This is a genomic window from Sagittula marina (assembly GCF_014196795.1).
GTDB lineage: Bacteria > Pseudomonadota > Alphaproteobacteria > Rhodobacterales > Rhodobacteraceae > Sagittula > Sagittula marina.
On sequence record NZ_JACIEJ010000004.1, the window covers coordinates 1 to 24,017 of the forward strand.

A 24,017-nucleotide genomic window follows, 5' to 3' on the forward strand; every position below is an offset into this window, starting at 1 on the left:
GGCATCCCGGGTCTTGTTCTTGCGGCGGGTCTGTCCGGGCATGGCTTTGGCATCGGGCCGGGCGTGGGGCACCTGGTGGCGGACATGGTCCTTGGACGCGCCCCCCTTACCCAGACGGCACAGTACCGCTTGGCGCGCTTCGGGCGCAGCCAGTGGGGCCAGGTGTCCGACTTCTGACCCTGACGGAGCAGACACATGAAAACCCATGAACTGGCCCTCCTCCCAAGCGACGGGATCGGCGTGGATGTATTCGACGCGGCCCTGCCCCTGCCGATCCCTCAGTCCAAACGAGAGGCTGCAGGTTGGATCCGGACGCGGCAAAGCCGGTCAACGGCGACAGGAACGGATCGAACAAAAGCCCCTCCAAACGCGACCTTTGCGCCCTCGACCGCGCGCCGCATGAAGGAATGAAACGACTGAACCGAGCTTTGCATTGGTCCAAAGCGTCTTGCCTATCAACGGCCCTGACAAGTGACAGCCCCTTGTCGCTTACGATTTCGCCCGAAAGCGAAAGAGCCCCAGAGGTCGCAGTTCCTGAAACAATATCGGCAAAAATTGCACGTCAGAACCGGATCGTTTCATCACACCACCAATCCACCGGGCCCTTGCGACTGAACGTCAGGCGGCGACCGGGGTGGCCTCGTAGCCTGCATCCTTGATCGCCACCATCAGCTGCTCTGACGACAGGGCGCTGTCGATCTTGACCCGTCTGTCGGTCAGATCGCAGGCGACCGAGGCCGCGGGATCGGCAGCTTTGACGGATTTTTCGATGGCGGCGGTGCAGTGACCGCAGCTCATGTCGGGAACCTTGAATTCCATGTCGAACCTCATTGGTTTGAGAACACAGGGGAGATGGGGCTTCCACCAAGGGGAAGGTCAAGACCAGCGGTGCGTCAAAGAAATTTCACTCTGCACTTGACCCTCCAGTGACTGGAAGCCCCATATGAAGGTCAGCCGCAAAGATTAACGGAGGCTGTCATGCCGAAGCGAACCCCTGTCACCCTGTCCATCGAAGGCATGTCTTGCGCGTCCTGCGTCGGCCGCGTCGACCGTGGTTTGTCCGCGATGGAGGGTGTTCATGACGTGTCGGTCAATCTTGCCTCTGAAACTGCCCGGATGGTTGTGGACAGCCCTGACCGTATCGCCGACGCCATCGCGGCGCTGGACAAGCTGGGATACCCGGCACGCGCGGCGGACGTCACGCTCAGCATCGCAAGCATGTCCTGCGCGTCCTGCGTCGGCCGCGCCGACAAGGCGCTGGCGGCGATACCGGGGGTGCTGGAGGTCAACGTCAACCTTGCGTCGGAAACCGCAACGGTGCGCTATGTCGATGGCGCGGTGACGCCCGCCGACCTGATCGCCGCCAGCACACAAATCGGCTATCCTGCGACGGTGGTTCAGGCCGCCGGGGGAGAGGACCGCACCGCCCGCAAGGCCGAAGAGGCGCGCAGCCTGTCCCGGCGCATGGGCTATGCCGCCGCGCTGACCCTGCCGGTGTTCCTCGTAGAGATGGGCGGGCATGTCGTCCCGGCCTTCCATCACTGGATCACCGCGACCATCGGCCAGCAGACCAGCTGGACCTTGCAATTCATCCTGACCACCCTTGTGCTGATCGGTCCGGGGCGCGTGTTTTATGCCAAGGGCCTCCCCGCGCTGCTCAAGGGGGCCCCCGACATGAACAGCCTCGTCGCTGTCGGAACCGGTGCCGCCTACCTGTATTCGGTCGTCGCGACCTTCTTGCCCGCGCTTTTGCCCGATGCCGTCCGCGCCGTCTATTTCGAGGCCGCGGCGGTGATCGTTGTGCTGATCTTGCTGGGCCGCTTTCTGGAGGCGCGGGCCAAGGGACGCACGGGCGCCGCGATCCAGAGCCTGCTGGGCCTCCAAGGGCGGACCGCCCGCGTGCTGCGCGATGGCGACAGCGTCGAGGTCTCGGTCGACGATCTGGCACAAGGTGACATCATCGTCGTCCGCCCCGGCGAGCGCATCGCCGCTGACGGAGAGGTGGTCGAAGGCACCAGCCATGTCGACGAAAGCATGCTGACAGGGGAACCTGTTCCGGCAGAGAAAGCGCCCGGCGACACCGTCACCGGCGGCACCGTGAACGGCGCTGGCAGCCTGCACTTCCGGGCCACGCGGGTCGGCCGCGAGACGACGCTCTCCCAGATCATCCGCATGGTCGAAGAGGCTCAGGGCGCCAAGCTGCCCATTCAGGGTCTGGTCGACAAGATCACCCTGTGGTTCGTTCCCGCCGTCATGTCCGCCGCCACGCTGACCGTGCTGATCTGGCTGATTTTCGGACCGTCTCCCGCGCTGACGCTGGCGTTGGTTGCGGGTGTCTCCGTGCTGATCATCGCCTGCCCGTGCGCCATGGGTCTGGCAACGCCGACCTCGATCATGGTCGGAACCGGCCGCGCCGCCGAGATGGGCGTGTTGTTCCGCAAGGGCGATGCGCTGCAGCAGCTCGATCGCGTCGAGGTCGTGGCGCTGGACAAGACCGGCACCGTGACCGAGGGCCGCCCGGAGCTGACCGACCTTGTGCTGGCGGATGGATTTGAGCGCGCCGACGTACTGTCGAAAATCGCCGCAGTCGAGGACCGTTCCGAGCATCCCATCGCCGAGGCCATCACCCGCGCGGCCCGCGCCGAGGGGGCACCGCGCGCCGAGGCTGACGATTTCACCTCGATCACTGGCTACGGCGTGCGCGCCACGGTGGACGGCGCGCAGGTTCTGGTTGGAGCTGATCGCTTCATGGCGCGCGAGGGCATTGACACGACTGCGCTGGCCGCGCGCGAGACCGATCTGGCGACACGCGGACGCACCGCGCTCTACGCTGCCATCGACGGGCATCTTGCCGCCGTGATCGGCGTCGCCGATCCTGTCAAACCCGCCAGCCGCGCGGCGGTGGCTGCCCTGCATGAAAAAGGCCTGACCGTCGTCATGATCACAGGCGACAAACGCGAAACAGCCGACGCCATCGCCCGGGAAACCGGCATCGACCAGATCATCGCAGGCGTGCTGCCCGACGGCAAGGTCGCCGCGCTGGACGAGCTGCGACAAGGGCGTCGCATCGCCTTTGTGGGTGACGGCATCAACGACGCACCGGCGCTGGCCCATGCGGATGTTGGCATTGCCATCGGCACCGGCACCGATGTGGCCATTGAATCCGCTGACGTGGTGCTGATGTCTGGCGACCTGCGCGGCGTGGTCAATGCGTTCGAAGTTTCGCGCCGCACCATGCGCAACATTCGACAGAACCTGTTCTGGGCGTTTGGCTACAACACGGCGCTGATCCCGGTGGCGGCGGGAGCCCTTTATCCGGCCTTTGGCGTGCTGCTGTCGCCGATGCTGGCGGCGGGGGCGATGGCGCTGTCCTCTGTCTTTGTGCTGACCAATGCGCTGCGCCTGCGCCGCGTGGCCCCCGCGATGGATGAAGGCAGGGCCACCGTGGCCACCCCGTCCCGCGTCACAGCCGCCCCGGCGGAATAAGGAGATGAAAATGAACATCGGTGACGTCGCCCGCCGTTCGGGCCTGCCTGCCAAGACCATACGCTACTATGAAGATATCGGATTGATCCGCCCGCAACGCAGCGAGAACGGGTATCGCAGCTTTCGTGAACAGGACCTGCACAAGCTGGCCTTTCTCGGCCGGGCCCGTGCTCTGGGGTTCACCATCGAGGACTGCCGCACGCTTGTGGCGCTCTATGAGGATGAGGGCCGCGAAAGCGCTCAGGTCAAACACATCGCCATGGAGCACCTGCGGCAGATCGAGGACAAGATCGCCCAGCTTCAATCGATGCGATCCACGCTGAACACGTTGGTCCACGCCTGTGCGGGCGACAACCGCCCCGACTGCCCTATTCTTGAAGATCTGGCCCAGACCAGTCCCGAGGCGCGGTCCGCTGAAAAGCAGTCATGAGGCATTTGGCGGAAGATAATCATTTGTGCGTGGTACGACACATCGCGCCCGCACAACCTTGGCACGTTTTGAAACCTCAACGGCTTTGAAGCCGCCTCCCAAAAGCAGAGCGCAGTTCTGATATACCCTCTCTGGAAACCTCGTTTGCGCCATACCTGATTATGCGCGGTATTTTCAGGGTTCTCCTTCAGCGCTCAGGTGCGAAATGTTTCCGATGCAAATGCCCGAAAGACCTCAAGAATCCGACCGGCTCTACCTTTGCCCGACCCAGCCTCGGTCGTCGCTGAAGGCGCGCGCGTCAGAGATCCTGACAGGGCCGTAGGTTTCCGACGTTGTTTCAAGAGGCTCAAACGGTCGGTGCGAGGCCGCAAGGAGGACGTTGGTCCGGCCCAAGGCGTTCAAATCCCCTGCAACGGCGTCCACATGAGGATACAATTCCCGCAGGATGGCGTGAACCCCGCGCACGAGGGGGCCGTCTGGTGCATCCAGCAGGTTCACGTAGACCGGGCCATCAACGATCTCCTGCAGGCGGGCAAACGTTTCGCGCGTGGCAAGATGGGCCGGGACGGAGCTGGAAGAAAACGCATCCATCACCGCGGCGTCGAAGCGCTGTTGCGTCTCGTTCAGGTACACGCGCCCATCGGCATGGACGATCCCCAGCCGTCCACCGGCGCGGGGCTCCGCCGCATCATACCCGGTCTGAGCGATCATCTTCGATGCAAGTGGCATGTTTTGGCGCACCACATCCGTCACCAGTGGATCAATCTCGACGGCAATTGCCTGCGCGTCTGGCCGCGAGGCAAGGAGCTTGGTCGGCAACGAATATCCGCCGCCCCCGATGAACAGCACCGAAGGGTCCGGCCCGAGATCGCGATCCATCCGGCCCCAAATCCAATCCGTGTAGCTCAGCGCCAACTCCACCTCGGCGTCATCACGCGTAATCCTCTCGGCGGCCTGTATCGTGCCGTCCGAAATAAGGCGCACCTCGGAGCCGCGCTGCGCGACACGCAGGCAGGACAGGCCGGATTCGTATTGGCAGGCCGGTGTTCCCGCAAGACCGGCAAAGGCGACGAAGCCCGCCGCAGCGACGATCACGCCCGGGCTGCCCGGTTCGCCGCCGCGCACCAGGGCCAGGCAAAGCAGCGCAACCACCCCGCAAGCCGCAAAAGTCGCTGTTGATCCAATCAGCGGCAAGGTGACGAAACCGGCAAGGATAGCGCCAAAGATCGCCCCGACCGACCCTGCGGCCATCACGAAGCCTAGCGAAGACCCCTCCCGCCCCGGACGCGCCTCCATCGCCAGTTTGGCAAGCAGCGGCGACGGCAGCGTCACGCAGACCGACGCGGGGAAGAAGACAAGAAACACGCTGATCATCATGCCATCCGTGCCGCGCGCGCCCCAAGCATATAACAGGCCAAGCAATGTGGGCGATACGGCCATCAGAACCGCCGTTGCAATCAACGCGCTGCGGACATTGCTCAAAGCCTCCTTCCGGGGCTGCTCCGCAATAACCCCGCCGACGGCGCTCCCCAAGGAGAACCCTCCCAGCACCGTCGCGATGACGGTCGTCCAGGTCAGCAAGGACGTGCCGAAAAACGGCGCCAGCACGCGGCCTGCGGCGATCTCATATGTCAGCCCCACGGCGGACAGCACGAGGATCAGGAAGATGGTGACGGAAAAGCGGATGGGACTCTCCTTGCGGTTTGCATATGGGGGTCGCCGGACCCGGCGTGAGTGACTTTCAGACGTAGCGGGCTCACCGGAAAAATCCTGCCCTTTCGCAATTGTCCTTCAGCATGACGTCGCATCAGGTGGCCGGTCGTTCGAGCCCAAAACCGTCGCGAGGTCATAGCGAGGTCTGTAGACCCTGTGACCGCACCGCAAAATGACCGCTACGGACGCCCCGACCCAACGCCCTTCTGACTGTTCACGCGGCCAGCGATATGACCGCTATACTGAAGGCCTTGAACAATAATGCCCGCGCGACACCCGACCGGCCTGCTGCCCTCACGCGCCTTTCATCGCATAGATGAAGGACATGACCGAGCAAAAGCGCCGCCTAAAAATTGATCTTGAGATGACCGTGTCCGATGTCCCTTGCTCGGGCGAGCTGACTGCAACAGGTCATAGATTAACGATGCAATCTGCCGAAAGGCGCCCTCTCGGCAGGTTGATGAAAGGAACCGGCACATGCCGCGATGAAGCGGCAGTAAACGAGGCGGTGTTGGGACCGGGACGACGCACATGCACGCCGAACGGTGCCTGCCCTTCCGGGATTCAGCGGCAAAACCAGTCGCCTTCGAAGCGCAAGTCGCAGAAGTATGCAACCGGCCAGCCCCTGATCCCAATGCAGGTCGCGTCTTACATCCGCATGCGTGGCACGTCATTCGGGTCCAGTCGAAGCTCGATCAGCAGCGGCTTGTCCCGGGTTTCGATCGCCTTGATCGCATCCTCCAGATCTTCGTTGGATTCCACCACAATGCCGTGACCGCCAAGTGCGGTCCCCACCTGAGCGAAGGAGGGCCAGTCAAACATGGACAGGCCCGGGTCCATCTTGCGGTCGAGAAACTGGATATGCTCGGCACCGTAGGCGGAGTCATTGGCCACTATGACGATCAGGTCCTGCTTCATCCGGACAGCGGTGTTGAATTCATTGATGCCCCCCATCATGAAACCACCGTCGCCGGTAAAGAGCACGACCGGGCGGTTCGGCACCGCATAGCCCGCGCCGATTGCGACCTGCATCCCCAGGCCAATGGAGCCAAAGTTCGTGGTGGCTATAAAGCTTTCTGCGTTGGGGCAGGAAATCCGGCACCAGACCTCTGTCATGAAGCGCCCGCCATCGGTGGTGAGGAAGCGGTCTTTTGGCAACGCGGCTTCCAGTCTGTCCAAAGCGTATTCGAAATTCACGAACCCCCGCGTGGTCTTGTCCGGGTCGCCTTTGGGATGGGCGGTCAGCGCGTCAATGTCGAGTTCGGTGGAAAAGCCGCTGCCGGGGATCTCCGCTTCGTCCAGCCACCAGACGATATTGTCGGCGGTCAGACCGGCATCTGCGATAAGCGATGCATCGGGGTGATAATTCTTGGCGACCTCTGTCACGGTGTTGTTGATCTGCACAACACGCTTGCCCTTCATCAACGCGCCCTTGTCGGTGGTGAATTGGTGCAGGGATGTCCCGAACGCAACGATGCAATCGGCCTTGCCTATCGCGTCATAGGCGGCGGGCGTCGACAAGGTGCCGAAGATGTCGATGTTGTGGGGATGGCCGTTGAACATGCCCTTGGCCTTTAGCGTGGTGGCCAGCGGGGCCTCCAGACGGTCGGCCAGAGCCTTGATCTGTGGGACCGCGTCCTTTGCACCGATGCCCGCCAGAATGATCGGGCGCTTTGCGCTGGCGATCATGCCGATGGCTTCGTCCAAGTCATCGCCGGCTGGAACGTAGGACGGCGCATTGAACGCCTGAAAGACGTGTTTCGTGTGCTCGATCTCCTGCCACATGAAATCGACCGGCATGTTCAGAACGATGGGGCGCTTTTCCACCTGTGCCCGGTAGATGGCGTGGGCCACATCATAAGAAGCGGTTTCGGGCGAACGCATCTGTTCGAACCCGGCGCCCGTGACTTTGACCGTTTCGCGCTGGTCAATGTTTTGCAGGTTGTGCGGGTTGGAAACGGCAGTGTCTCCCGCCAGCAGAACCAAGGGAACATGGGCGCGCGTTGCCTCGGTCAGGGCGGTGACGCAGTTTGTCAAAGCCGGGCCATGGGTGACCGTGGCAAGGCCGACTTTGCCAGCAACGCGGCCATGGGCCAGCGCCATCAGGACCGCGCTGCCCTCGTAGGCCACCGGAACGAAGGTCGCGCCACCGTCGCGCACGAAATGGTCAACGATGAAGAGGTTGGCATCCCCCATCAGCCCGAACATTGTGTCGAGGCCGTGATCGGCGAGGGATTGGGCAATGGATTGGTAGACGTACATGCTGAGTGCTCATCAATTTCGTGTGGGAAGGATCTGCCGCAGTTCTATCGCACCAATGGCGCGAGAAGTGCGCAGAGGTATGGCATTTGAAGAGAGATTTTCGGAACATCACGCACGATCAACCAAATTAGCGCGTAGATCACGCACACAATCTGAAACGAGCGAAGCGCAGATTGAAAAGCGCGTTGTTGCAGACCGCCCGCCTGGGACGTGCTGTCCACTCCCCTATTGAACTTGGGGCGATGTGTACGATCTCTTCGGTGTCGAGGGGGTGATTGGGTCTCTCAGTAAGACATGGATCGTAATTTTGGCGGCCGGTGTCTCTTGGCTCGAAAAGGCGGTTTCAAAAGGCGTTGGCGCACCACATCTTTTCCTCGATCCGACCTTTGATGTGATATCCAGCGCAGCATTTCCGCCCCCCCCGGCCATAGCGGCGCGCGATGCGGAGAGTTTCGTTTGTGACAATTGCTGCCGGACTGTTTTCGGCTCAAGACAGCGCGTTCTTGCGGATCGGAATGATCGCTGGCGCGAAGGCCCAATGGGGCCGATTCCATGGCCAAATGGACCTTACGCCATTGGCAGCGTTCGAGAATACCCGCGGGCGTCCCTCATGCGGCGCGAGCCTAGGCACGCCCAGCAACCCTCTTACACATGCGAGCATGGGCCACCACCGGTCATTGAACCAGAACCGAACCATTTAAGCGCTTATTGATAACCGGGCCAAACCGTCGTGCAGGAGCTGGCAGTTTGGGACTCACTCGTTCGCCCAGCTCAACGACATGGTTTCCCGCGGCGCCTCCTCCGTAAAAACGAGTTCGGACACATGGCGGTGCATTGAGAGGCGCGCCCGAAAACGGCGGAAACAGACCAGAACAAAAAGATACAAAACGGAGAAACCCCGGCAGGCACATCGCCAAACCGGGTTTTATCGTTCAAGATCAAGTGGTACGCCTAAAACGACAAAGTTCGAACCCTCTTTTCGATGAACTCCAGCGATGGCAGGCCATACTTGCGACCCTTCCCGACCGATATTTCGCAGTGCGCAAGGATGACGAAGAGTAGGCCTGAACGGGATCAAACTTCGCCCAAGTGCAACTGAGTCCGTTTCTTCTGGTCGGCGCGGAATGATGCGTCGACCAGAAAACCGAGGATGGATCAATAGCCGTACTTGTCTTTGCGGTCACCAAAGGCCTTCTTCCCGCCCTCCATCGTTTCGGTAATCTTGAAACAGATGTCGGTACTATCAATTGCACCGCTGCAACCTACGGTTCGCATTGCTTCCGGAGCAACATCCATGCCGACGACTAGCTCCGACGAACCATTTACAACGATGTTTGCGTTATGGCTTGCGAAGAAGATTTGTCTCCTTTGCTTGGCAGTATGAAGTTTGTCCGCGAGGACCGAAACGATCTTGTTGTCGAGATCACCCTCGGGTTGATCAATCAGCAATGGACCGCCTGGTTGCTCCAATAGCATGAATAGTAGAGCCGCCGCACGCTGCCCTTCCGAGGCCTTGTCGAACGAAATCGGCCGATCTTCATCACAGTAAAACAGGGAAATGGCCGGAGCTGGAACCGCCGTGGCCATCACCTCAACTCGCTGCAGATCAAGCAAAGTCAGAAAGCTAGAAAGCGCCTTGTCTGTGACCCCAAGCGTGTCCGACAGATTGACGCAGTCCGGTCCTCCTCCTGTCGCAGACGTAGAAGAAGACATTTGGCGCCAACGAAGTGCATTAAGACAATCATCCAAAATTGCCTCTAGTACGTCCCATACGCCCTTCGCCGCGATTGCATCCGTTAGCTTTTGGTAGCGAGTCGCAGTTTGCGAACCGGTTCTTGCCATTAAGCTGTCTGCAGCCTCAGTTATCTCGGATAGATCACCTTCAAGTTCCACTTCTGCCTCAACCCGGTTGTCAGAAAGCTCCTCGATCATATCCGCCCAGGTTTTAGTCTTGGCAGCCCTCTGCGTGACCTTCGCCTTGAGGTCGTTGAGACATTCCTCAAGTTTTTTGGTGCCTGCTTCGGTAGAAGGCATGTCAACTTTCAGTTCCTCGATTTTGGCATCAAGCTCGCGCAACTCCTCTTTCAATCTGACGATCTGATCTGTGGCAGCCTTGTGCTCAGTTAGCTTTTCCATAACCAGATTACGTTCCGTCCGCGCGGCCTCTAAGCTCTGCGACAATTCCATTCCGGAAAGCGAAACCTTTTCTGAACTCTCGGTCAGCTCTTCTACCAGAGCATTGACGCCATCGACCAGTATCTTGGAGAAGTCTGCGTATGCGTTATTGAACCCCTGAGCCTCCTCAGTGGACTGAATAAACGTGGGAGAAGCTTCGACTTTCCTTTTTAGATCAACCAATGCATCCAAAGCAGATTGAGCATGCTTTTCACATGTGCCCCGCAAGCCATCCTGAACAACAAGAGCATCAAAACGCACAATTTTTTGTCGATCTTCCTCTGGTAGTTCAGGCAGATTTTCCCCAAGGGCCTGAATACGTTGCGTCAAAGAACCCTTTTGCATTGATAGCTTGTGCAGCTCGGCCTCTGCTTCCCAAGCTGCCGAAAGGTCCTGAAGCGCAACTCGAACCTCTCGCTTTCCTGCCTCGACCTGACGAGCCATGTTGTCGTCATCTATTTTGTACTGCGGATCAACAAATTGAAGCAAACCGGACAGTTGAGCTTTCTGTTTCGTCTTCTTTCCAATCTCTGAAAGTTCACCCTGACTGTAAACAACCCCAGGAAACAACGACCTTAAGTCTTTGAGAGACACCTGTTTTTTACTGCCATCAGGGTAAGTGACAACCGGGCTATAGGAACTTTGCGGACCACGATGGATTGCGAATTTGGCCCCATCTTGAAGTATGTCCAACTCGATGGAGGCAGACGGCTTTAGGAGCGTATCCTGAATCAGACTCTCTAAACGATCTTGCCCGGAATAATCTCCTTTCTTAAGATCATTGCAGCTTCTTCCAAGACCGAATGCTATGTACTCCAATAGAGTGCTTTTCCCACTCCCACATCCTCCAATAGTGGAGTTCAGCTCGGAACTAATATTTAGATCAATTTTTGGAAAATATCCGATCCGGAAACTCGAACTGCCGTGATCGAAACTGAAGTCAAGACCGGTGGGTGCAGAGATATTCGCGACCTATGCCCGAGGTAGGCTTGCCTCACCGCCTCAGCAGTAGGGCTAGCCATTTTCATCCAGCAGTCATTCTTGCCCAAATTCTTGAAATCTGCCGTGCGAGAATCGGAAGTCGGCAATGGATATACGTACCTCGAACCCCGATCATTTTCCTTTCCGGATAAGCGCCTTTTGGCCTTTCCACCCAGATTATTGATGTTCTGCCCATTGTCCAAGTAACTACCGACGTAAGGCATTCTAGCGAAGTCAGCATGCGCCCCATTTTTAAGTACAGTATGTTGTCCGCCATCCGAAACATTGGGCACAACTATATATCTGCCCTTTAGCTCATCGACTTTGTCCAAAACCGCGGCAACATCAGGATAGTGGTGCCCAAGCTGCGTGACCGCAGGGCCTTGTTTAGCTTTTTCTTTCTGTGCAGGCTTGATAATTCCAAGTTTAGACTGAGCTTCCGACAGCCACTCGTCGCTTAAATCTGCGTCGAAGATGATTAAACACTGCACGCCACCGTGACAGGTGAGCTCCATGCCGGGCAGGAACCATAAATCAAAATCGGGGTCTTCCAGTTTTCGGTCGGATATTGCCCGCTTGATAAATGGTACCATCACCATTTCGTGGTGATCAGTGACGGCGATCACTTCGAGGCCTCGAATACTGCACATTATTACAAACTCGTTGGCCCACTCCTGCCGTTCCCGGTTTACGTCGTCCATCGTCGCAGGACTGCCGTTTAGATCATCGTTCTCGCCTACGGGTCTCTGCCCCTTCCAGTTCGGATCGCGCGGTGTGTGAACCTGAAAATCGCATTTGCGCCAATACGCATAGTTCATGTGATGACCCATTTCTTCGTAGTGAGGCTATTCGCCCTATAGTGGCAGGCGCAGAGTAGGTTCGCCACGCCGTTTCCGCAATCACATAGCGGTCCATGTGTAATCTTTCGCTCGTAGTGATTCGGCTTGTGCCGCCGCGACGCTTGTCAAGCAAATGTGGCACGGCCACGCGACCAGATGTGCTTTAAAAGTGAGACGCCTTTTAGGCCTGCAACTATGCCTATGGTTTCTTTCCCAAAAATATCGGCCACATGTGCTTTAATGCGCCGCAGTGAAAGCAAGTAAATGTAGCAAATTCAAAGCTTTACATACCAGTCCGGATTGGCTCATGCTTTTGATCATCAACAAATTCGATCTGCCAGACACATTCTCCGAAAGGGTTTGAACATGCCTCAAAACGGTTCGAACAATGTCCCATCCGGCGCAAAACGGATCCGTTCCATTCGGCCCTCGAATGCCACAGACAAAGTGCTGGATAACGACACGCGATCAGACCTCGACTGCAGGGAAACCATCAGCGCGATCATTGGGGCTTTCATCGACATCGCGTTCGGCCGTTCGGCCACTGACCTAGCTCAAGAGGCTGCAAAGGAGAATATAGAACTTTCGCAAACTATTAGTTCATTTCATCGCAACCGCACAAAAACCAAAGAGGAGAAGAACTGATGCCTCCGGAATCCAATCCAACCAAATGCATTATTTACACGCGCGTGTCTTCGCAAAAACAAGTAAATGAAGGCTCCGGTCTTGGCAGTCAGGAACGCACCTGCCGTGATTATGCGGAAAGGCAAGGCTACGAAGTAATCGAAGTTGCGGCTGATGTCATTTCCGGGAGGAAAGCAGAGAGACCGGGTATGCAAGCATTGCTTCACTCTTTGGGTGACTTAAAACACAATACAGAGAAGTGTGTGGTTATTGTCGATGACATCTCGCGATTTGCTCGTGATGTTTCTACTCATACAGCATTGCGGGACAAAATTGTCTCCCTTGGTGCTAAGATTGAAAGCCCAACCGTTAAATTTGGCCACGATGCGTCAGGCAAATTTATGGAACTGATCATGGCTGCTATCGCGGAGCACGACAGCGCTCACAACGCGGAACGTTCGCACAGGCGCACGGTGTCTCGACTCAAGCTAGGGTTCTGGACTTTCTCTTCTCCCCTCGGCTACGATTATACCAAAGCGCCCGGAGGCGGAAAACTGCTCGTTCGCATTGAACCGTTGGCGACACATATACAGGGAGCATTGCAGGGATTCGCCGACGGACGATTTCAATCCCCGGGTGAAGTTAAACGACTTCTCGAAAGCAAACCAGATTTTCCGAAAAAAACAAACGGGGAAAGCTGCACTACGATCTGATTAAGCGGATGCTTACCAACCCTTTGTATGCAGGCCATTTAGAATATCCCAAATGGGGAGTTGAGCTTACTAAAGCTCAGCATGAACCCCTCATAAGTTACTCGACTTTCTTGATTATTCAGGACCGTTTGAAGGGACGCGCGACTGCACCTGTCAGGAAAGACATTAGCGCAGACTTCCCATTGCGTGGCTTTTTGATCTGTGAGGCATGTGGGTATCCCTTGACTGCGTGCTGGGCGCGAGGCCGTAGCGGCAAGAAAAACCCCTACTACCTCTGCCAACACCGAGGCTGCTCTGATAAAGGCAAATCGATACCGCGCGAGGAGCTGGAGCAGCTCTTCGGAGACCTACTGAAAAAGCTGGTCCCCACCCAACAGACGTTTCAGCTTGCGGAAAACATGTTCAAGGCAGCGTGGGAGGAGCGGCGGCTTACTGTCCTGTCTGAGAAGAAGGAGTGGCTTGCGAAAGCGAAACGGCTCGAAAAAAACATCGACAGCTTGATTGAGCGCCTAGTTCAAACCAGCGATGAGCGTATCCAAGCAGCCTATGAAAAGCGCTTGGCTGAGCTGCATCAAGAACGGGCGATTGCTGAGGAGGCAGCAGCCTCTGTAGCGCTTCCCGACCAATCGTACGAGGAAATGTTCGAACACGCTATGGTTTTTCTCTCAAACCCGTACAAAATTTGGGAAAATGGCCAGCTACAAACCAAGTGATCAGTGCTGAGGTTGGTGTTTTCAGAACCCTTAGTGGTAGGCAGGCTTTCCGGTCTTCAAACCGGAAAAACCACCATACCATTCAAGGCCTTATCGCTCATCCAAACCATGGATGGCAATCTGGTACCCAAGGCCGGACTCGAACCGGCACGCCTCGCGGCGGGGGATTTTGAATCCCCTGCGTCTACCATTCCGCCACTTGGGCCCTTTGATGCGCACCATGTAACCGCGTTGCATCGCGGCGTAAAGAGGTTTTGAGCATATCCTTGACGCTCCTTCGACTGCATGGTTGTTGCCGGCCAATGACCCTGCGGAGAACGGTTGAGGCAACGCTGGACATGCGACGCCATCGCGCCAGGACCTTGAACTCCGCGGTCTGACCCAATGCTTGAAAAAGGCGAACTGCATGACGGATCTACCTCATAGCGAAGGCACCGCGATTTCCGATCGTCTCGACATGCTCGTCCTGGACGCACAAGCCTTGGCCGGACAAGGCGAGAGCGCTGCCGTGACCCTGGAGTGGGTGCTGGCGCAGCTGCATGAGCGGGCATTTGGCCTGTTCCTGCTGATCCTCGCCCTGCCCTGCTGCATCCCGTTTCTTTATGGCATTCCGCAAGTTGTCGCCCTGCCGCTGATGTTTGTCTCCGCGCAAATTCTGGCCGGGCGGCAAACGCCATGGCTGCCGGGCAAACTTGGGGCGCGCAGTGTGTCTTCCGAGGGGCTTGCCAACCTGGCCAAGCGCGCCGGCCCCTGGTTGCGCCGGATCGAGGCGATCAGCCGCCCCCGCCTTGGCACACTGACCCGCGCCCCGGCGGACAGGCTGGTCGGTCTGGCGCTGGTGCTGTTCAGCGCCTCGATTCTCGTGCCGCTGCCGGGGACAAACACCGTGCCGGGATTTGCCGTCGTCGTGGTCGCCATGGGCCTGCTGCAACGCGATGGGCTGCTTGTCATTGTCGGCACGGTTCTTGGCACGGCGTGGATCGGCACGCTTCTGTTTGCCGGGGCGACGCTGGTCAGCCTTATCCGGTCATGGCTTGGCGTCTGAACCGTCAAACGATCATTGCACAGACGGGTTTGTGATTTGCATCGCGCTTCCCCCCAAGGCAACCAACCCAAAAGACGCGGACCAAACGAGATCCCAATGACCCTGAACAGACGCTTTCTCACCGCCCTTGCCACCGCCATGTCGATCTCGCTGATCGTCGGTGCGCTCGCGTTTCAACACATCGGCGGGATGCCACCCTGCAAGCTTTGCTACTGGCAGCGATATGGCCACTGGGGCGCGATTGCCTTCGGCGCGCTGGCCCTGGTCATTCCGAACCGCGTTCTGCTGGGTCTGGCGGCGGTCTCGGCGGCGGCTTCCTCTGCCATCGGCGCCTATCACACAGGCGTGGAACGCAAGTGGTGGGAGGGCCCGACCTCCTGCACCGGCACAGATGTGGGCAGCCTGTCCACCGATGAGCTGTTCGACAAGATCATGTCTGCCCCGGTCATTCGCTGCGACGAGATCCCGTGGGACATGTTCGGCCTGTCGATGGCAAATCTGAATGTTCTGGCCTCTGCGGTGATCGCGCTGATCTTTATCGCTGCGATCCGCGCAAAGGCTTGACCACACAGCGGAATTTCTGCCCTATATCTTCGGTTTAGCCCCCTGAACCAAAGTTCAAGGCGCGGCAAACACCCCTTGCGCCCAATATCCGCCGCGCCCCGACCCTGCCATCTGTTCCCCAGCCACAGGCACCACCGCCTGTCGCCTTAACAGATGGAGCTTCTCATGAACCGCATTATCCTGTCCGGCGCGCTCGCCGCCTTGCTTGCCGCCCCTGCCTTTGCATCCGACGACGACCTCGTTCTGGATGACGCCATGCGCACCCGCATCACCGAACAGCTGACCGCAGAGGGCTACGAGGTCGGCAAGATCAAGATCGAAGATGGCGAATACGAAGCCTACGCCAAGAAGGACGGCCACCGCTACGAGGTCTTCCTTGATGCCGATCTGAACGTCACCCACACCAAGGACGACTGATCCCCTCGGCCTGCCGGGGGCGACGTGCCCCCGGCCCTTTCGTATCTGTCAGGAGCCTGCGCATGACACACCACCGCGTCTGGGACCCCTTCATCCGGGTCTTTCACTGGAGCGTCGTCACGCTCTTTTTCGCCAATGCCTTCGTCGTCGATGACGACAGCAAATTGCACCACTATGTCGGCTATGCGGTTGCGGCGGCGCTGGTGCTGCGGCTGGCGTGGGGTCTGATTGGCCCGACCTACGCCCGCTTTGCCCAATTCGCGCCATCCCCCGCCGGCGTCACGGCGCAACTGTCCGATATGGCCACCGGGCGCAAACGCGCGCATCTGGGCCATACGCCGCTTGGGGCCTTGATGATCTTCAACCTGCTGCTCTCGCTCGCGGGAATCGCGTTGACCGGCTACCTGATGACCACCGATATGTTCTGGGGCGTCGCATGGCCCGAAGACCTTCACGAAGCGCTGGTGACGTGGACCGAAATCTCGGTCGTGCTGCACGTGGTGGCCGTGATCTGGGAAAGCCGCCGCACCGGCGTCAATCTGCCGCGTGCCATGGTCACGGGTATCAAGGACATTCCGGACGGTCTACAGATCGAACCATGACCCGACATGCTCCCTATGGCCTGATGATCCTGATTGCCGCGCAATTGCTTTGCGCGGTGTTCTTCCTCGGTGATGTGGTGGCAGACGGGCTGGAGGCAGGCTGGCCGCATTTCATGGATTGGCACTTCGGTGTGGAGGCGCTGGCCGCCCTCGCGCTGATCGCCGGGGTCGGCTTTGAGATCCGCACACTCATGGCCCTACTGCGACGCGAAGCCCATCTGAAAGAACAGCTTGGCCTTGCCGCTGGCGCGTTCCACGAGATCGTCACCCAGCGCTTTGCCGATTGGGGGCTGACCCCTTCCGAGCAGGACGTGGCGCTGTTTACGCTGAAGGGCCTCGCCATCCCGGAGATCGCAACCCTGCGCGGCAGCGCCGAAGGCACGGTAAAGGCCCATCTCGGCGGCATCTACCGCAAGGCTGGCGTCAACAGTCGCGGGGCATTCCTCGCCCTGTTCATCGAGGACCTCATGACGCAGCCCGCCGATCCCGTGCCACACCACCCCACGCCGGTTTCGCCCACAGGGACGTGACAGCGCAGCAAACCTCTGCCATGACCAGACCGACCTGACGGAGCACGCCTCATGACCAATCAACTCGCCATCGTGCTGGGGCTGATGATCGCCCTCCTCTTTGGTGTCGATTTTTTGATGTTCGACGGCGAAGGCACTCTGTTCCTCGCGCGAAAGCTGTATTGGCTCATTGACTACCTCGCCTTCTGGCGGTGACACTGATGTGCATACGCGTCGCTCGGGTTGACTTTGACGCCGGTAGATGCATGTTAGCGCTAAACAAAACGCCGTATCGCATCCTCCGCGACTTCGGCCCTTCTGATCATCGAAAGGGGAGCCTCCCATGACCGTCACCGTCGCCATCAACGGCTTTGGCCGCATTGGCCGCAACGTGCTGCGTGCCATTATCGAATCCGGCCGCACCGATATCGAGGTGGTCGCGATCAACGACCTCGGTCCCGTGGAAACCAACGCCCACCTTCTGCAATACGACTCCGTGCATGGCCGTTTCCCGGTCGAAGTGACCCACACCGACGACTCCATCGACGTGGGCCGTGGCCCGATCAAGGTCACCGCCATCCGCGACCCCAAGGATCTGCCCTGGGGCAATGTGGATGTGGCGCTGGAATGCACCGGTATCTTCGCCACCCGTGACAAGGCCGCGCTGCACCTCGAAAACGGCTCCAAGCGCGTTCTGGTCTCCGCCCCGGCATCCGGCGCGGACAAGACGATCGTATTCGGCGTCAACGATTCCGTGCTGACCGCCGAGGACACCGTTGTGTCCAACGCGTCCTGCACCACCAACTGCCTCTCCCCCGTTGTCAAAGTGCTCAACGACGAGATCGGCATCGTCAAAGGCTTCATGACCACGATCCACAGCTACACCGGCGACCAGCCGACGCTGGACACCATGCACAAGGATCTGTACCGCGCCCGCGCGGCAGCCCTGTCGATGATCCCGACGTCGACCGGTGCGGCCAAGGCCGTGGGCCTCGTTCTGCCCGAACTCAACGGCAAGCTGGACGGCGTCGCCATCCGTGTGCCCACGCCGAACGTCTCCGTCGTCGATCTGACGTTCGAGGCCGCGCGTGACACCACGGTGGAGGAAATCAACGCCGCCATCCGCAAGGCCGCCGACGGCCCGCTCAAGGGCGTGCTGGGCTACACGGACAAGCAGCTGGTCTCCGTGGATTTCAACCACGACCCGCATTCGTCGATCTTCCACTGCGACCAGACCAAGGTCATGGAAGGCACCATGTGCCGCATCCTGACGTGGTATGACAACGAATGGGGCTTCTCCAACCGTATGTCCGACACAGCCGTCGCCATGGGCAAACTGATCTAAGCTGGCTCAGCCAGAGCTGTCGAAGCGGGGCCCAAGCGGCCCCGTTTTGCGTTTCAGATGTTGTTTTCTGGTTTGAAGCCGATCCGCCCCGCCATGCGCGACAACCAGGGCCGCAGCGGCAGAAACACCCGATACGCGCCTTCCAGCATCTGCGTCACGCCCGGCACACGCGCCAGCTTTGCGGCCCATCGCCAACGCGGCAGCTGCGCCCAGATCGCCACGAACCCGCGCGCGCCAGACTGCAACGTTCCATCGGCCCGCCGCACATGAAACCGTCCACGCGCCGCGTCCGGGTCCAGATCCGGCCCCACCTCCACATCCTCTCGTGACACATCGACAAAGCACAAACGCTCCGCGCCCTGCTGCTTCCGGTAGTGGCCGATCTCGGCAGAGCACAGCGGACAGGCTCCGTCATAGTAGACCGTCACCTCTGGCGTCTCGTTCCGCGTCATGCTCAAGCCTCCTGTGCCGTTGCCCATCAGGTAGCACGCCTCGACCCCAGACAAAGAAAAAGCGCCGCTCAGGGAAGCGACGCCTTTTTGAATGACAAAGTGGGGCGGTCCGACTTAGCCGCCGTAAACCGCCTGGTACGCGATGCGGGACATATCTGCGCGGTCCATGTTCAGGTCACGCATGTCTGCTTCGGTCATGGAGTACAGCTCGTTCAGGGTACGACGGTACTGTGCGTGTTTTGCCATGCGGGAGCGGATGGAAGAAATCATAGTCATGTTCAGGTCCTCATATCAGCGGATGTTTGTTTCTGTTGTCGCTAACATGGGCCATGCTGCGCCGCAGCACAATTGCCAGAACGTGCGTGTCGCCATGCACAAAATGCATGGCCATCCAAGGGTGACGTTAACTTCTGATCTGCATTATGTGCAGGGCGGATCAGCGCTTTGCCACCCTGTCGAAAAAGCTGTCGATCGCCTCCAGATACCCTGGCCGCTGCATCAGGATATCATGCCCGCCCAACGGGACCGGCACCAGTTCCCCATTCGGAAGAGCCTGCGCCATGCGCTGCCCGTGCGCGTAGGGGATCACGCTATCCAACGTCCCGTGTACCACGAGGGTTGGCTCCTCCACCCGACGCGCGGCGTCAATGCTGCGCCAATGGTCCACGCCCGGGATCCAACAGGCCGGCACATACGCCTGACGCGCCATAATCTCGCACAGCCGCGCATAAGGCGCCTCAAGCACCACCCCAGACACGTCGCGCTCGGACGCCGCAAAGGTCGCCAGCCCCGTGCCCATCGAATACCCGTGCAGCACGATCGGCCCATGCTCCGGCAGCACTTGCTGCAAGCCGTCCACCAACACCAGGGCATCGGCCTTCAGCGTTTCTTCTGACGGCGCGCCGGGCACGCCGCCGCCGCCCCGATAACCCATGGCCACAACGCTGCGCCCGGCACCTGCATGATGCGAGAGCATTTCCTCGAAGGCCGGCAAAGCCCCGACATTGCCCATGAAATACACCACGACGGGTGCCCCCGCCCCGGCATCATGCACCCAGGCCACCACGGGGACCGCCCCGCCGGACACCTCCGCACGGGCAAAGCCCGGCAGATCCAGCGTGCTTTGTGAGTGAAACGGATAGACCAGCGCCCGATGCGCGCTGACCAGCAACATGGCATAGGCTGCATAGACCAGCACCGCCGCGCCAACGCCAATCGACGCAAGGCGGCGGCCCCGCATCATTTCAGCCTGTTGACCAAGGCGTCGCGCACCGCGGGCGTTACGAATTTGGACACGTCGCCGTCCAGCCGGGCGATTTCCTTCACCAGCTTGGACGCAATCGCCTGATGCTGGGCTTCGGCCATGAGGAACACCGTCTCCACCGATCGGTCGAGCGCCCGATTCATGCCAACCATCTGATATTCATACTCGAAATCCGCCACGGCCCGCAGGCCTCGCACGATCAACGATGCCCCCACGTCGCGGGCGCAGTCGATCAGCAGGTTCTCGAAGGGATGGGCAATGATCTCCGTCCCGGTCTCCGCGGCGATGGTGGCACATTCTGCCTCGACCATGGCCACCCGCTCATCGAGCGAGAACAAGGGACCCTTGTCGCGGTTGATCGCGACGCCGATCACCAGCCGGTCCACCAGCGTCGCCCCTCGGCGGATGATATCAAGATGTCCCAATGTGATCGGGTCGAATGTGCCGGGGTAGAGGCCGATGCGCATGGAAGGCTCCCTTGCCTTTCAGTAAGTTGCGCTCACGCAACAATATTGCGCACCTGAATGCAAGCAGGAAAGCGGGACCGGCAGCCAGAATGGCCCGCGCAGCCCTGCCCGTTCGGCCCCGTTTGCCCTGCCTCAGTGACCCATTATCATGCCCTCGAGCGCATCACGCTCCATCGACAGTTCCGACAGGCGCGCCTTGACCACGTCACCCAGCGTGATGAGCCCGACCATCACCCCGTCCTCGACCACGGGCATGTGACGGAACCGTCCTTCGGTCATTGTAGACAGCACATCATCAGCGCGATCGGCCAGCGTGCAGGTGACCAGCTTTACCGTCATGTAGTCGTCAACCGAATCGTCCATGCAACTGCCACCTTTGCGCGACAGCACACGCACGATGTCACGTTCTGACAGAATCCCCTCCGCATGGCTGCCGTCGGTCGAAATCACCACCGTGCCGATCCGTTTGTCCGCAAGGATCTTGGCCGCCTCCGAAACTTTCGTTCCCGGCTTGACTGTGTAAACTTCGACTCCGCCCTTGCTCTTCAGGATCTGTTGAACCTGCATGGCGCTCCTCCTCTTCGACGACTGTATGTGATCAGCGTGTGTCAGGTCTGACATGCTGTCAAGTAAACCCTAAGGAGCGGTTATCATGTTTGTTCGGTATCGCTTTCCAGACGCAAAAGTTCTGCGCGCATGCCCGTGACCAGTGCCTCGGCAAAGCGGTTCATACGCTCCAGCCGTCGGTCGTCCTCGTGGCGCACCAGATAAAACGTGCGCACCAGCGACAGCTCGTCGGGCAGCACACGGCGCAACCCCGGTGCGAGCGGCAGACTGAAATCATGCACCACGCCAAGGCCCGCGCCCTGCCGAAGCCAGTGGAATTGTACCGCGACCGAATTGGAGGCCAGCGGCACCTCTGTCAGGCCCAGCTCCGCCAGGTAGTCCAGTTCCTTGTCAAAGATCATGTCCTGAATGTAGCCGACGATCCGATGACCGGTCAGATCGGCGCGGCAGCGGATCGGCGGATGCGCGTCAAGGTAGTCTCCGCTCGCCGCCAGATGCAGCTTGTAGTCGGCCACCTTTTGCACGACCAGCCGCCCCGCCGTGGGCCGCGAGACAGTGATCGCCATATCCGCCTCGCGCCGCGTCAGGTTCACCAGCCGCGGCAGGGCAACGATCTGCACCTCCAGATCCGGATTGGCCTGTGCGATACGGGCGCAGACCTGCGGCAGCAGAAAGTTCGCACAGCCATCCGGTGCGCCGATGCGGATCTGCCCGGACAACCCTTCCGACCGACCCTGCACCGCCTCCGCCGCCATCAGCGCCGCCTGCTCCGCCGATTCCGCATGGGCCACCAGACGGGTCCCGGCCTCCGTCAGCGCATAGCCTTGCGGGCTTTTGACAAACAGCGCCGCCCCCATGACCTGCTCCAGCCGGGCGATCCGCCGCCCCACCGTGGCCGGGTCCATACGCAACAGCTTGCCCGCGGCCGACAGGCTTTCCCCACGTGCGACGCTCAGAAAAACCCGTAAATCGTCCCAGTCCACATCACTCATCCTGCATTTTTGCAAAGCCTCTTTGCCAGATTGCACCTGTGCACGGCAATTTTGCAAGAGTATGGTCCACGCAACTTCACAGGAGGAACCCCTATGGAACTCACGAACTGGATCAACGGCGCCCACGTCAAATCGACGTCCGGCAACCATTCCGACGTCTTCAACCCCGCCACCGGCGAAGTGCAGGCGAAAACGCCGCTGTCGACCGTGGACGAGCTGAACGATGCCGTGGCCAAAGCGGTCGAAGCACAAAAGGCATGGGGCGCCACCAACCCGCAGCGCCGCGCCCGCGTGATGATGAAATTCGGTGCGCTCATCAACGAGCACATGGATGAGCTGGCCGAGATGCTGTCGCGCGAGCACGGCAAGACCATTCCCGACGCCAAGGGCGACGTGCAGCGTGGCCTCGAAGTGGTCGAAGTCTGCATGGGCGCGCCGCACATGCTCAAGGGTGAATTCACCGACAACGGCGGCCCCGGCATCGACCTGTGGTCCATGCGCCAGCCGCTGGGCGTCGTTGCTGGCATCACGCCGTTCAACTTTCCCGCCATGATCCCGCTGTGGAAAATGGCCCCGGCGCTGACCTCCGGCAACGCCATGATCCTCAAGCCGTCCGAGCGCGTGCCCTCCACCGCGCTCCGCCTCGCCGAGCTGCTACAGGAAGCCGGCCTGCCCGACGGTGTGCTACAGGTCGTCAACGGTGACAAAACCGTGGTTGACGCGATCCTCGATCACGAAGACGTGGCCGCCGTGGGCTTTGTCGGCTCCACACCCATCGCCCAGTACATCTATGGCCGCGCCGCGAACAACGGCAAGCGCGCACAGTGCTTTGGCGGTGCCAAGAACCACATGATCATCATGCCCGACGCGGACATCGACAAAGCCGCAGACGCGCTGGTCGGTGCCGGCTTTGGCGCGGCAGGCGAACGCTGCATGGCGATCTCCGTGGCCGTTCCCGTGGGTCAGGAAACCGCAGACAAACTGATCGATGCGCTGAAACCCCGCGTCGAAAAGCTGCGCGTCGGCCCCTACAACTCCGATCAGGAGATGGACTACGGCCCCGTCATCACCGCGCAGGCCAAACAGCGCATCGAAGGTCTGATCGCTTCTGGCGTTGACCAGGGCGCGGACCTGCTGATCGACGGTCGTGGTTTCGAGCTGCAAGGCTACGAGAACGGCTTCTTCTGTGGTCCGTCGCTGTTTGACAACGTCACGCCCGACATGGACATCTACAAGGAAGAGATCTTTGGCCCGGTTCTGACCACCGTGCGCGCCGACACCTACGAGGACGCACTGAACCTGGTGATGGACAACCCCTACGGCAACGGTACGGCGATCTACACCGCCGACGGCGACACCGCGCGCGACTTTGCGCACCGTGTGAACGTGGGCATGGTCGGCATCAACTTCCCGATCCCGGTGCCGCTGTCGTACCACACCTTCGGCGGCTGGAAGAAATCCGCATTCGGCGACCTGAACCAATACGGCCCGGACGCCTTCCGCTTCTACACGAAGACCAAAACCGTCACCGCGCGCTGGTTCTCCGGCATCAAGGAAGGCGGCGAGTTCAACTTCAAAGCGATGGATTGATCGTAGCTTCGGGGCGGTCCCGCACCGCCCCGACCAAACCGTTTCAGGCGTGCCGCTGACCCGCGGCACGCCTTTTTTTTGGGCGCTTGCCCCGGCTAAGCATTTTCTTGAAAGCGTGATGGCATCAAGCGACCTCCGGTTTTCCTCATACCTTTTAACCGGTTGGGCCAATTTGCAGCGCATGCCGAATATCTCTGAAATATTTATAAACTTGTCATGAACTTTTACCGCCCTAAAGTGTGCTGTGAGGCGCTTTTCGTGTGCGGC

25 protein-coding genes and 1 tRNA gene are annotated in these 24,017 nt (G+C 59.7%); 14 read left to right on the forward strand and 12 right to left on the reverse strand.

All coding sequences use genetic code 11. The features are described from left to right. The first annotated feature begins 195 nt into the window (after positions 1–195). Entirely contained in the window at positions 196–411 is a 216-nt protein-coding gene (locus tag GGQ68_RS08470; RefSeq protein ID WP_183964998.1) for a hypothetical protein, read from the forward strand. A 207-nt stretch (positions 412–618) separates the two neighbouring features. Here GGQ68_RS08470 and GGQ68_RS08475 read toward each other — a convergent pair whose 3' ends face one another. Further along, complete coding sequence (locus GGQ68_RS08475; RefSeq protein ID WP_183965000.1) at positions 619–819, reverse strand: heavy-metal-associated domain-containing protein; 201 nt, start codon at positions 817–819, stop codon at positions 619–621. A gap of 159 nt (positions 820–978) precedes the next feature. Here GGQ68_RS08475 and GGQ68_RS08480 point away from each other — a divergent pair, with 159 nt between their 5' ends. Both GGQ68_RS08480 and cueR read left to right on the forward strand, forming a co-directional pair. Beyond that, positions 979–3,486, forward strand: a complete 2,508-nt coding sequence (locus GGQ68_RS08480) for a heavy metal translocating P-type ATPase (RefSeq protein WP_183965002.1) — start codon at positions 979–981, stop codon at positions 3,484–3,486. 10 nt (positions 3,487–3,496) lie between these two features. Continuing rightward, the gene (gene cueR / locus GGQ68_RS08485; RefSeq protein ID WP_183965004.1) at positions 3,497–3,916 is read left to right on the forward strand and encodes a Cu(I)-responsive transcriptional regulator; all 420 of its coding nucleotides are present in this window, start codon (positions 3,497–3,499) and stop codon (positions 3,914–3,916) included. Positions 3,917–4,168: 252 nt separating this feature from the next. Here cueR and GGQ68_RS08490 read toward each other — a convergent pair whose 3' ends face one another. From GGQ68_RS08490 to GGQ68_RS24125, 4 genes are all read right to left on the reverse strand, one after another. Then, the gene (locus GGQ68_RS08490) at positions 4,169–5,557 is read right to left on the reverse strand and encodes a fused MFS/spermidine synthase (RefSeq protein ID WP_343055896.1); all 1,389 of its coding nucleotides are present in this window, start codon (positions 5,555–5,557) and stop codon (positions 4,169–4,171) included. A 720-nt stretch (positions 5,558–6,277) separates the two neighbouring features. After that, positions 6,278–7,891, reverse strand: a complete 1,614-nt coding sequence (locus GGQ68_RS08495) for a thiamine pyrophosphate-binding protein (protein ID WP_183965008.1) — start codon at positions 7,889–7,891, stop codon at positions 6,278–6,280. Between the two features lie 1,155 nt (positions 7,892–9,046). Then, complete coding sequence (locus GGQ68_RS08500; protein WP_221235559.1) at positions 9,047–10,885, reverse strand: AAA family ATPase; 1,839 nt, start codon at positions 10,883–10,885, stop codon at positions 9,047–9,049. Between the two features lie 59 nt (positions 10,886–10,944). Continuing rightward, positions 10,945–11,865: a PHP domain-containing protein gene (locus GGQ68_RS24125; protein ID WP_221235560.1), complete on the reverse strand. Its 921-nt coding sequence runs from the start codon at positions 11,863–11,865 to the stop codon at positions 10,945–10,947. A gap of 387 nt (positions 11,866–12,252) precedes the next feature. Between GGQ68_RS24125 and GGQ68_RS08505 the strand changes: the two genes are divergently transcribed. From GGQ68_RS08505 to GGQ68_RS08515, 3 genes are read left to right on the forward strand one after another with little or no spacing between them, the layout of a single operon-like run. Continuing rightward, positions 12,253–12,531 carry a hypothetical protein gene (locus tag GGQ68_RS08505; RefSeq protein WP_183965009.1) on the forward strand — a complete coding sequence of 93 codons (279 nt, stop codon included), beginning with the start codon at positions 12,253–12,255 and terminating at the stop codon, positions 12,529–12,531. Beyond that, a complete protein-coding gene (locus GGQ68_RS08510; protein WP_183965010.1) occupies positions 12,531–13,223 on the forward strand; it encodes a recombinase family protein in 693 nt (230 codons plus the stop codon). Before GGQ68_RS08505 ends, GGQ68_RS08510 begins: the two co-directional genes overlap by 1 nt. 8 nt (positions 13,224–13,231) lie before the next feature. Next, positions 13,232–13,936 carry a recombinase zinc beta ribbon domain-containing protein gene (locus tag GGQ68_RS08515; protein WP_183965011.1) on the forward strand — a complete coding sequence of 235 codons (705 nt, stop codon included), beginning with the start codon at positions 13,232–13,234 and terminating at the stop codon, positions 13,934–13,936. 121 nt (positions 13,937–14,057) lie between these two features. Here GGQ68_RS08515 and GGQ68_RS08520 read toward each other — a convergent pair. Then, positions 14,058–14,141 (reverse strand) — tRNA-Leu (locus tag GGQ68_RS08520). Between the two features lie 201 nt (positions 14,142–14,342). On the opposite strand from GGQ68_RS08520, the gene GGQ68_RS08525 reads away from it, so the two are divergent. From GGQ68_RS08525 to gap, 7 genes are all read left to right on the forward strand, one after another. After that, a complete protein-coding gene (locus GGQ68_RS08525; RefSeq protein WP_183965012.1) occupies positions 14,343–14,981 on the forward strand; it encodes an exopolysaccharide biosynthesis protein in 639 nt (212 codons plus the stop codon). Between the two features lie 96 nt (positions 14,982–15,077). Next, on the forward strand, positions 15,078–15,545 hold the full coding sequence (locus GGQ68_RS08530) for a disulfide bond formation protein B (protein WP_183965013.1): 468 nt from the start codon (positions 15,078–15,080) through the stop codon (positions 15,543–15,545). Positions 15,546–15,710: 165 nt separating this feature from the next. Beyond that, a complete protein-coding gene (locus GGQ68_RS08535) occupies positions 15,711–15,962 on the forward strand; it encodes a PepSY domain-containing protein (protein WP_183965014.1) in 252 nt (83 codons plus the stop codon). Between the two features lie 62 nt (positions 15,963–16,024). Then, positions 16,025–16,564, forward strand: coding sequence for a cytochrome b/b6 domain-containing protein (locus tag GGQ68_RS08540; protein ID WP_183965016.1), 540 nt, complete (start codon positions 16,025–16,027; stop codon positions 16,562–16,564). Then, complete coding sequence (locus GGQ68_RS08545) at positions 16,561–17,094, forward strand: helix-turn-helix transcriptional regulator (protein ID WP_183965018.1); 534 nt, start codon at positions 16,561–16,563, stop codon at positions 17,092–17,094. The genes GGQ68_RS08540 and GGQ68_RS08545 overlap by 4 nt, the downstream gene beginning before the upstream one ends. A gap of 51 nt (positions 17,095–17,145) precedes the next feature. Next, positions 17,146–17,289, forward strand: coding sequence for a hypothetical protein (locus tag GGQ68_RS08550; protein WP_183965019.1), 144 nt, complete (start codon positions 17,146–17,148; stop codon positions 17,287–17,289). Positions 17,290–17,416: 127 nt separating this feature from the next. Further along, positions 17,417–18,418, forward strand: coding sequence for a type I glyceraldehyde-3-phosphate dehydrogenase (gene gap, locus GGQ68_RS08555; protein WP_183965026.1), 1,002 nt, complete (start codon positions 17,417–17,419; stop codon positions 18,416–18,418). Positions 18,419–18,471: 53 nt separating this feature from the next. Here the strand turns inward: gap and GGQ68_RS08560 are convergent, their stop codons facing one another. The 6 genes from GGQ68_RS08560 to GGQ68_RS08585 form a co-directional block, all read right to left on the reverse strand. Further along, positions 18,472–18,870, reverse strand: coding sequence for a thiol-disulfide oxidoreductase DCC family protein (locus GGQ68_RS08560; protein ID WP_183965028.1), 399 nt, complete (start codon positions 18,868–18,870; stop codon positions 18,472–18,474). 114 nt (positions 18,871–18,984) lie between these two features. Continuing rightward, positions 18,985–19,146 carry a DUF1127 domain-containing protein gene (locus tag GGQ68_RS08565; protein WP_183965030.1) on the reverse strand — a complete coding sequence of 54 codons (162 nt, stop codon included), beginning with the start codon at positions 19,144–19,146 and terminating at the stop codon, positions 18,985–18,987. 160 nt (positions 19,147–19,306) lie between these two features. Then, positions 19,307–20,113 carry an alpha/beta hydrolase gene (locus GGQ68_RS08570; protein ID WP_183965032.1) on the reverse strand — a complete coding sequence of 269 codons (807 nt, stop codon included), beginning with the start codon at positions 20,111–20,113 and terminating at the stop codon, positions 19,307–19,309. After that, the gene (gene coaD, locus GGQ68_RS08575) at positions 20,110–20,601 is read right to left on the reverse strand and encodes a pantetheine-phosphate adenylyltransferase (protein WP_183965034.1); all 492 of its coding nucleotides are present in this window, start codon (positions 20,599–20,601) and stop codon (positions 20,110–20,112) included. The genes GGQ68_RS08570 and coaD overlap by 4 nt, the downstream gene beginning before the upstream one ends. A 132-nt stretch (positions 20,602–20,733) precedes the next feature. Then, the gene (locus GGQ68_RS08580) at positions 20,734–21,168 is read right to left on the reverse strand and encodes a CBS domain-containing protein (protein ID WP_183965036.1); all 435 of its coding nucleotides are present in this window, start codon (positions 21,166–21,168) and stop codon (positions 20,734–20,736) included. A gap of 83 nt (positions 21,169–21,251) precedes the next feature. Beyond that, positions 21,252–22,160, reverse strand: coding sequence for a LysR family transcriptional regulator (locus tag GGQ68_RS08585; RefSeq protein WP_183965038.1), 909 nt, complete (start codon positions 22,158–22,160; stop codon positions 21,252–21,254). Between the two features lie 93 nt (positions 22,161–22,253). Between GGQ68_RS08585 and GGQ68_RS08590 the strand changes: the two genes are divergently transcribed. Then, positions 22,254–23,750: a CoA-acylating methylmalonate-semialdehyde dehydrogenase gene (locus tag GGQ68_RS08590; RefSeq protein WP_183965040.1), complete on the forward strand. Its 1,497-nt coding sequence runs from the start codon at positions 22,254–22,256 to the stop codon at positions 23,748–23,750. Positions 23,751–24,017 lie beyond the last annotated feature (267 nt).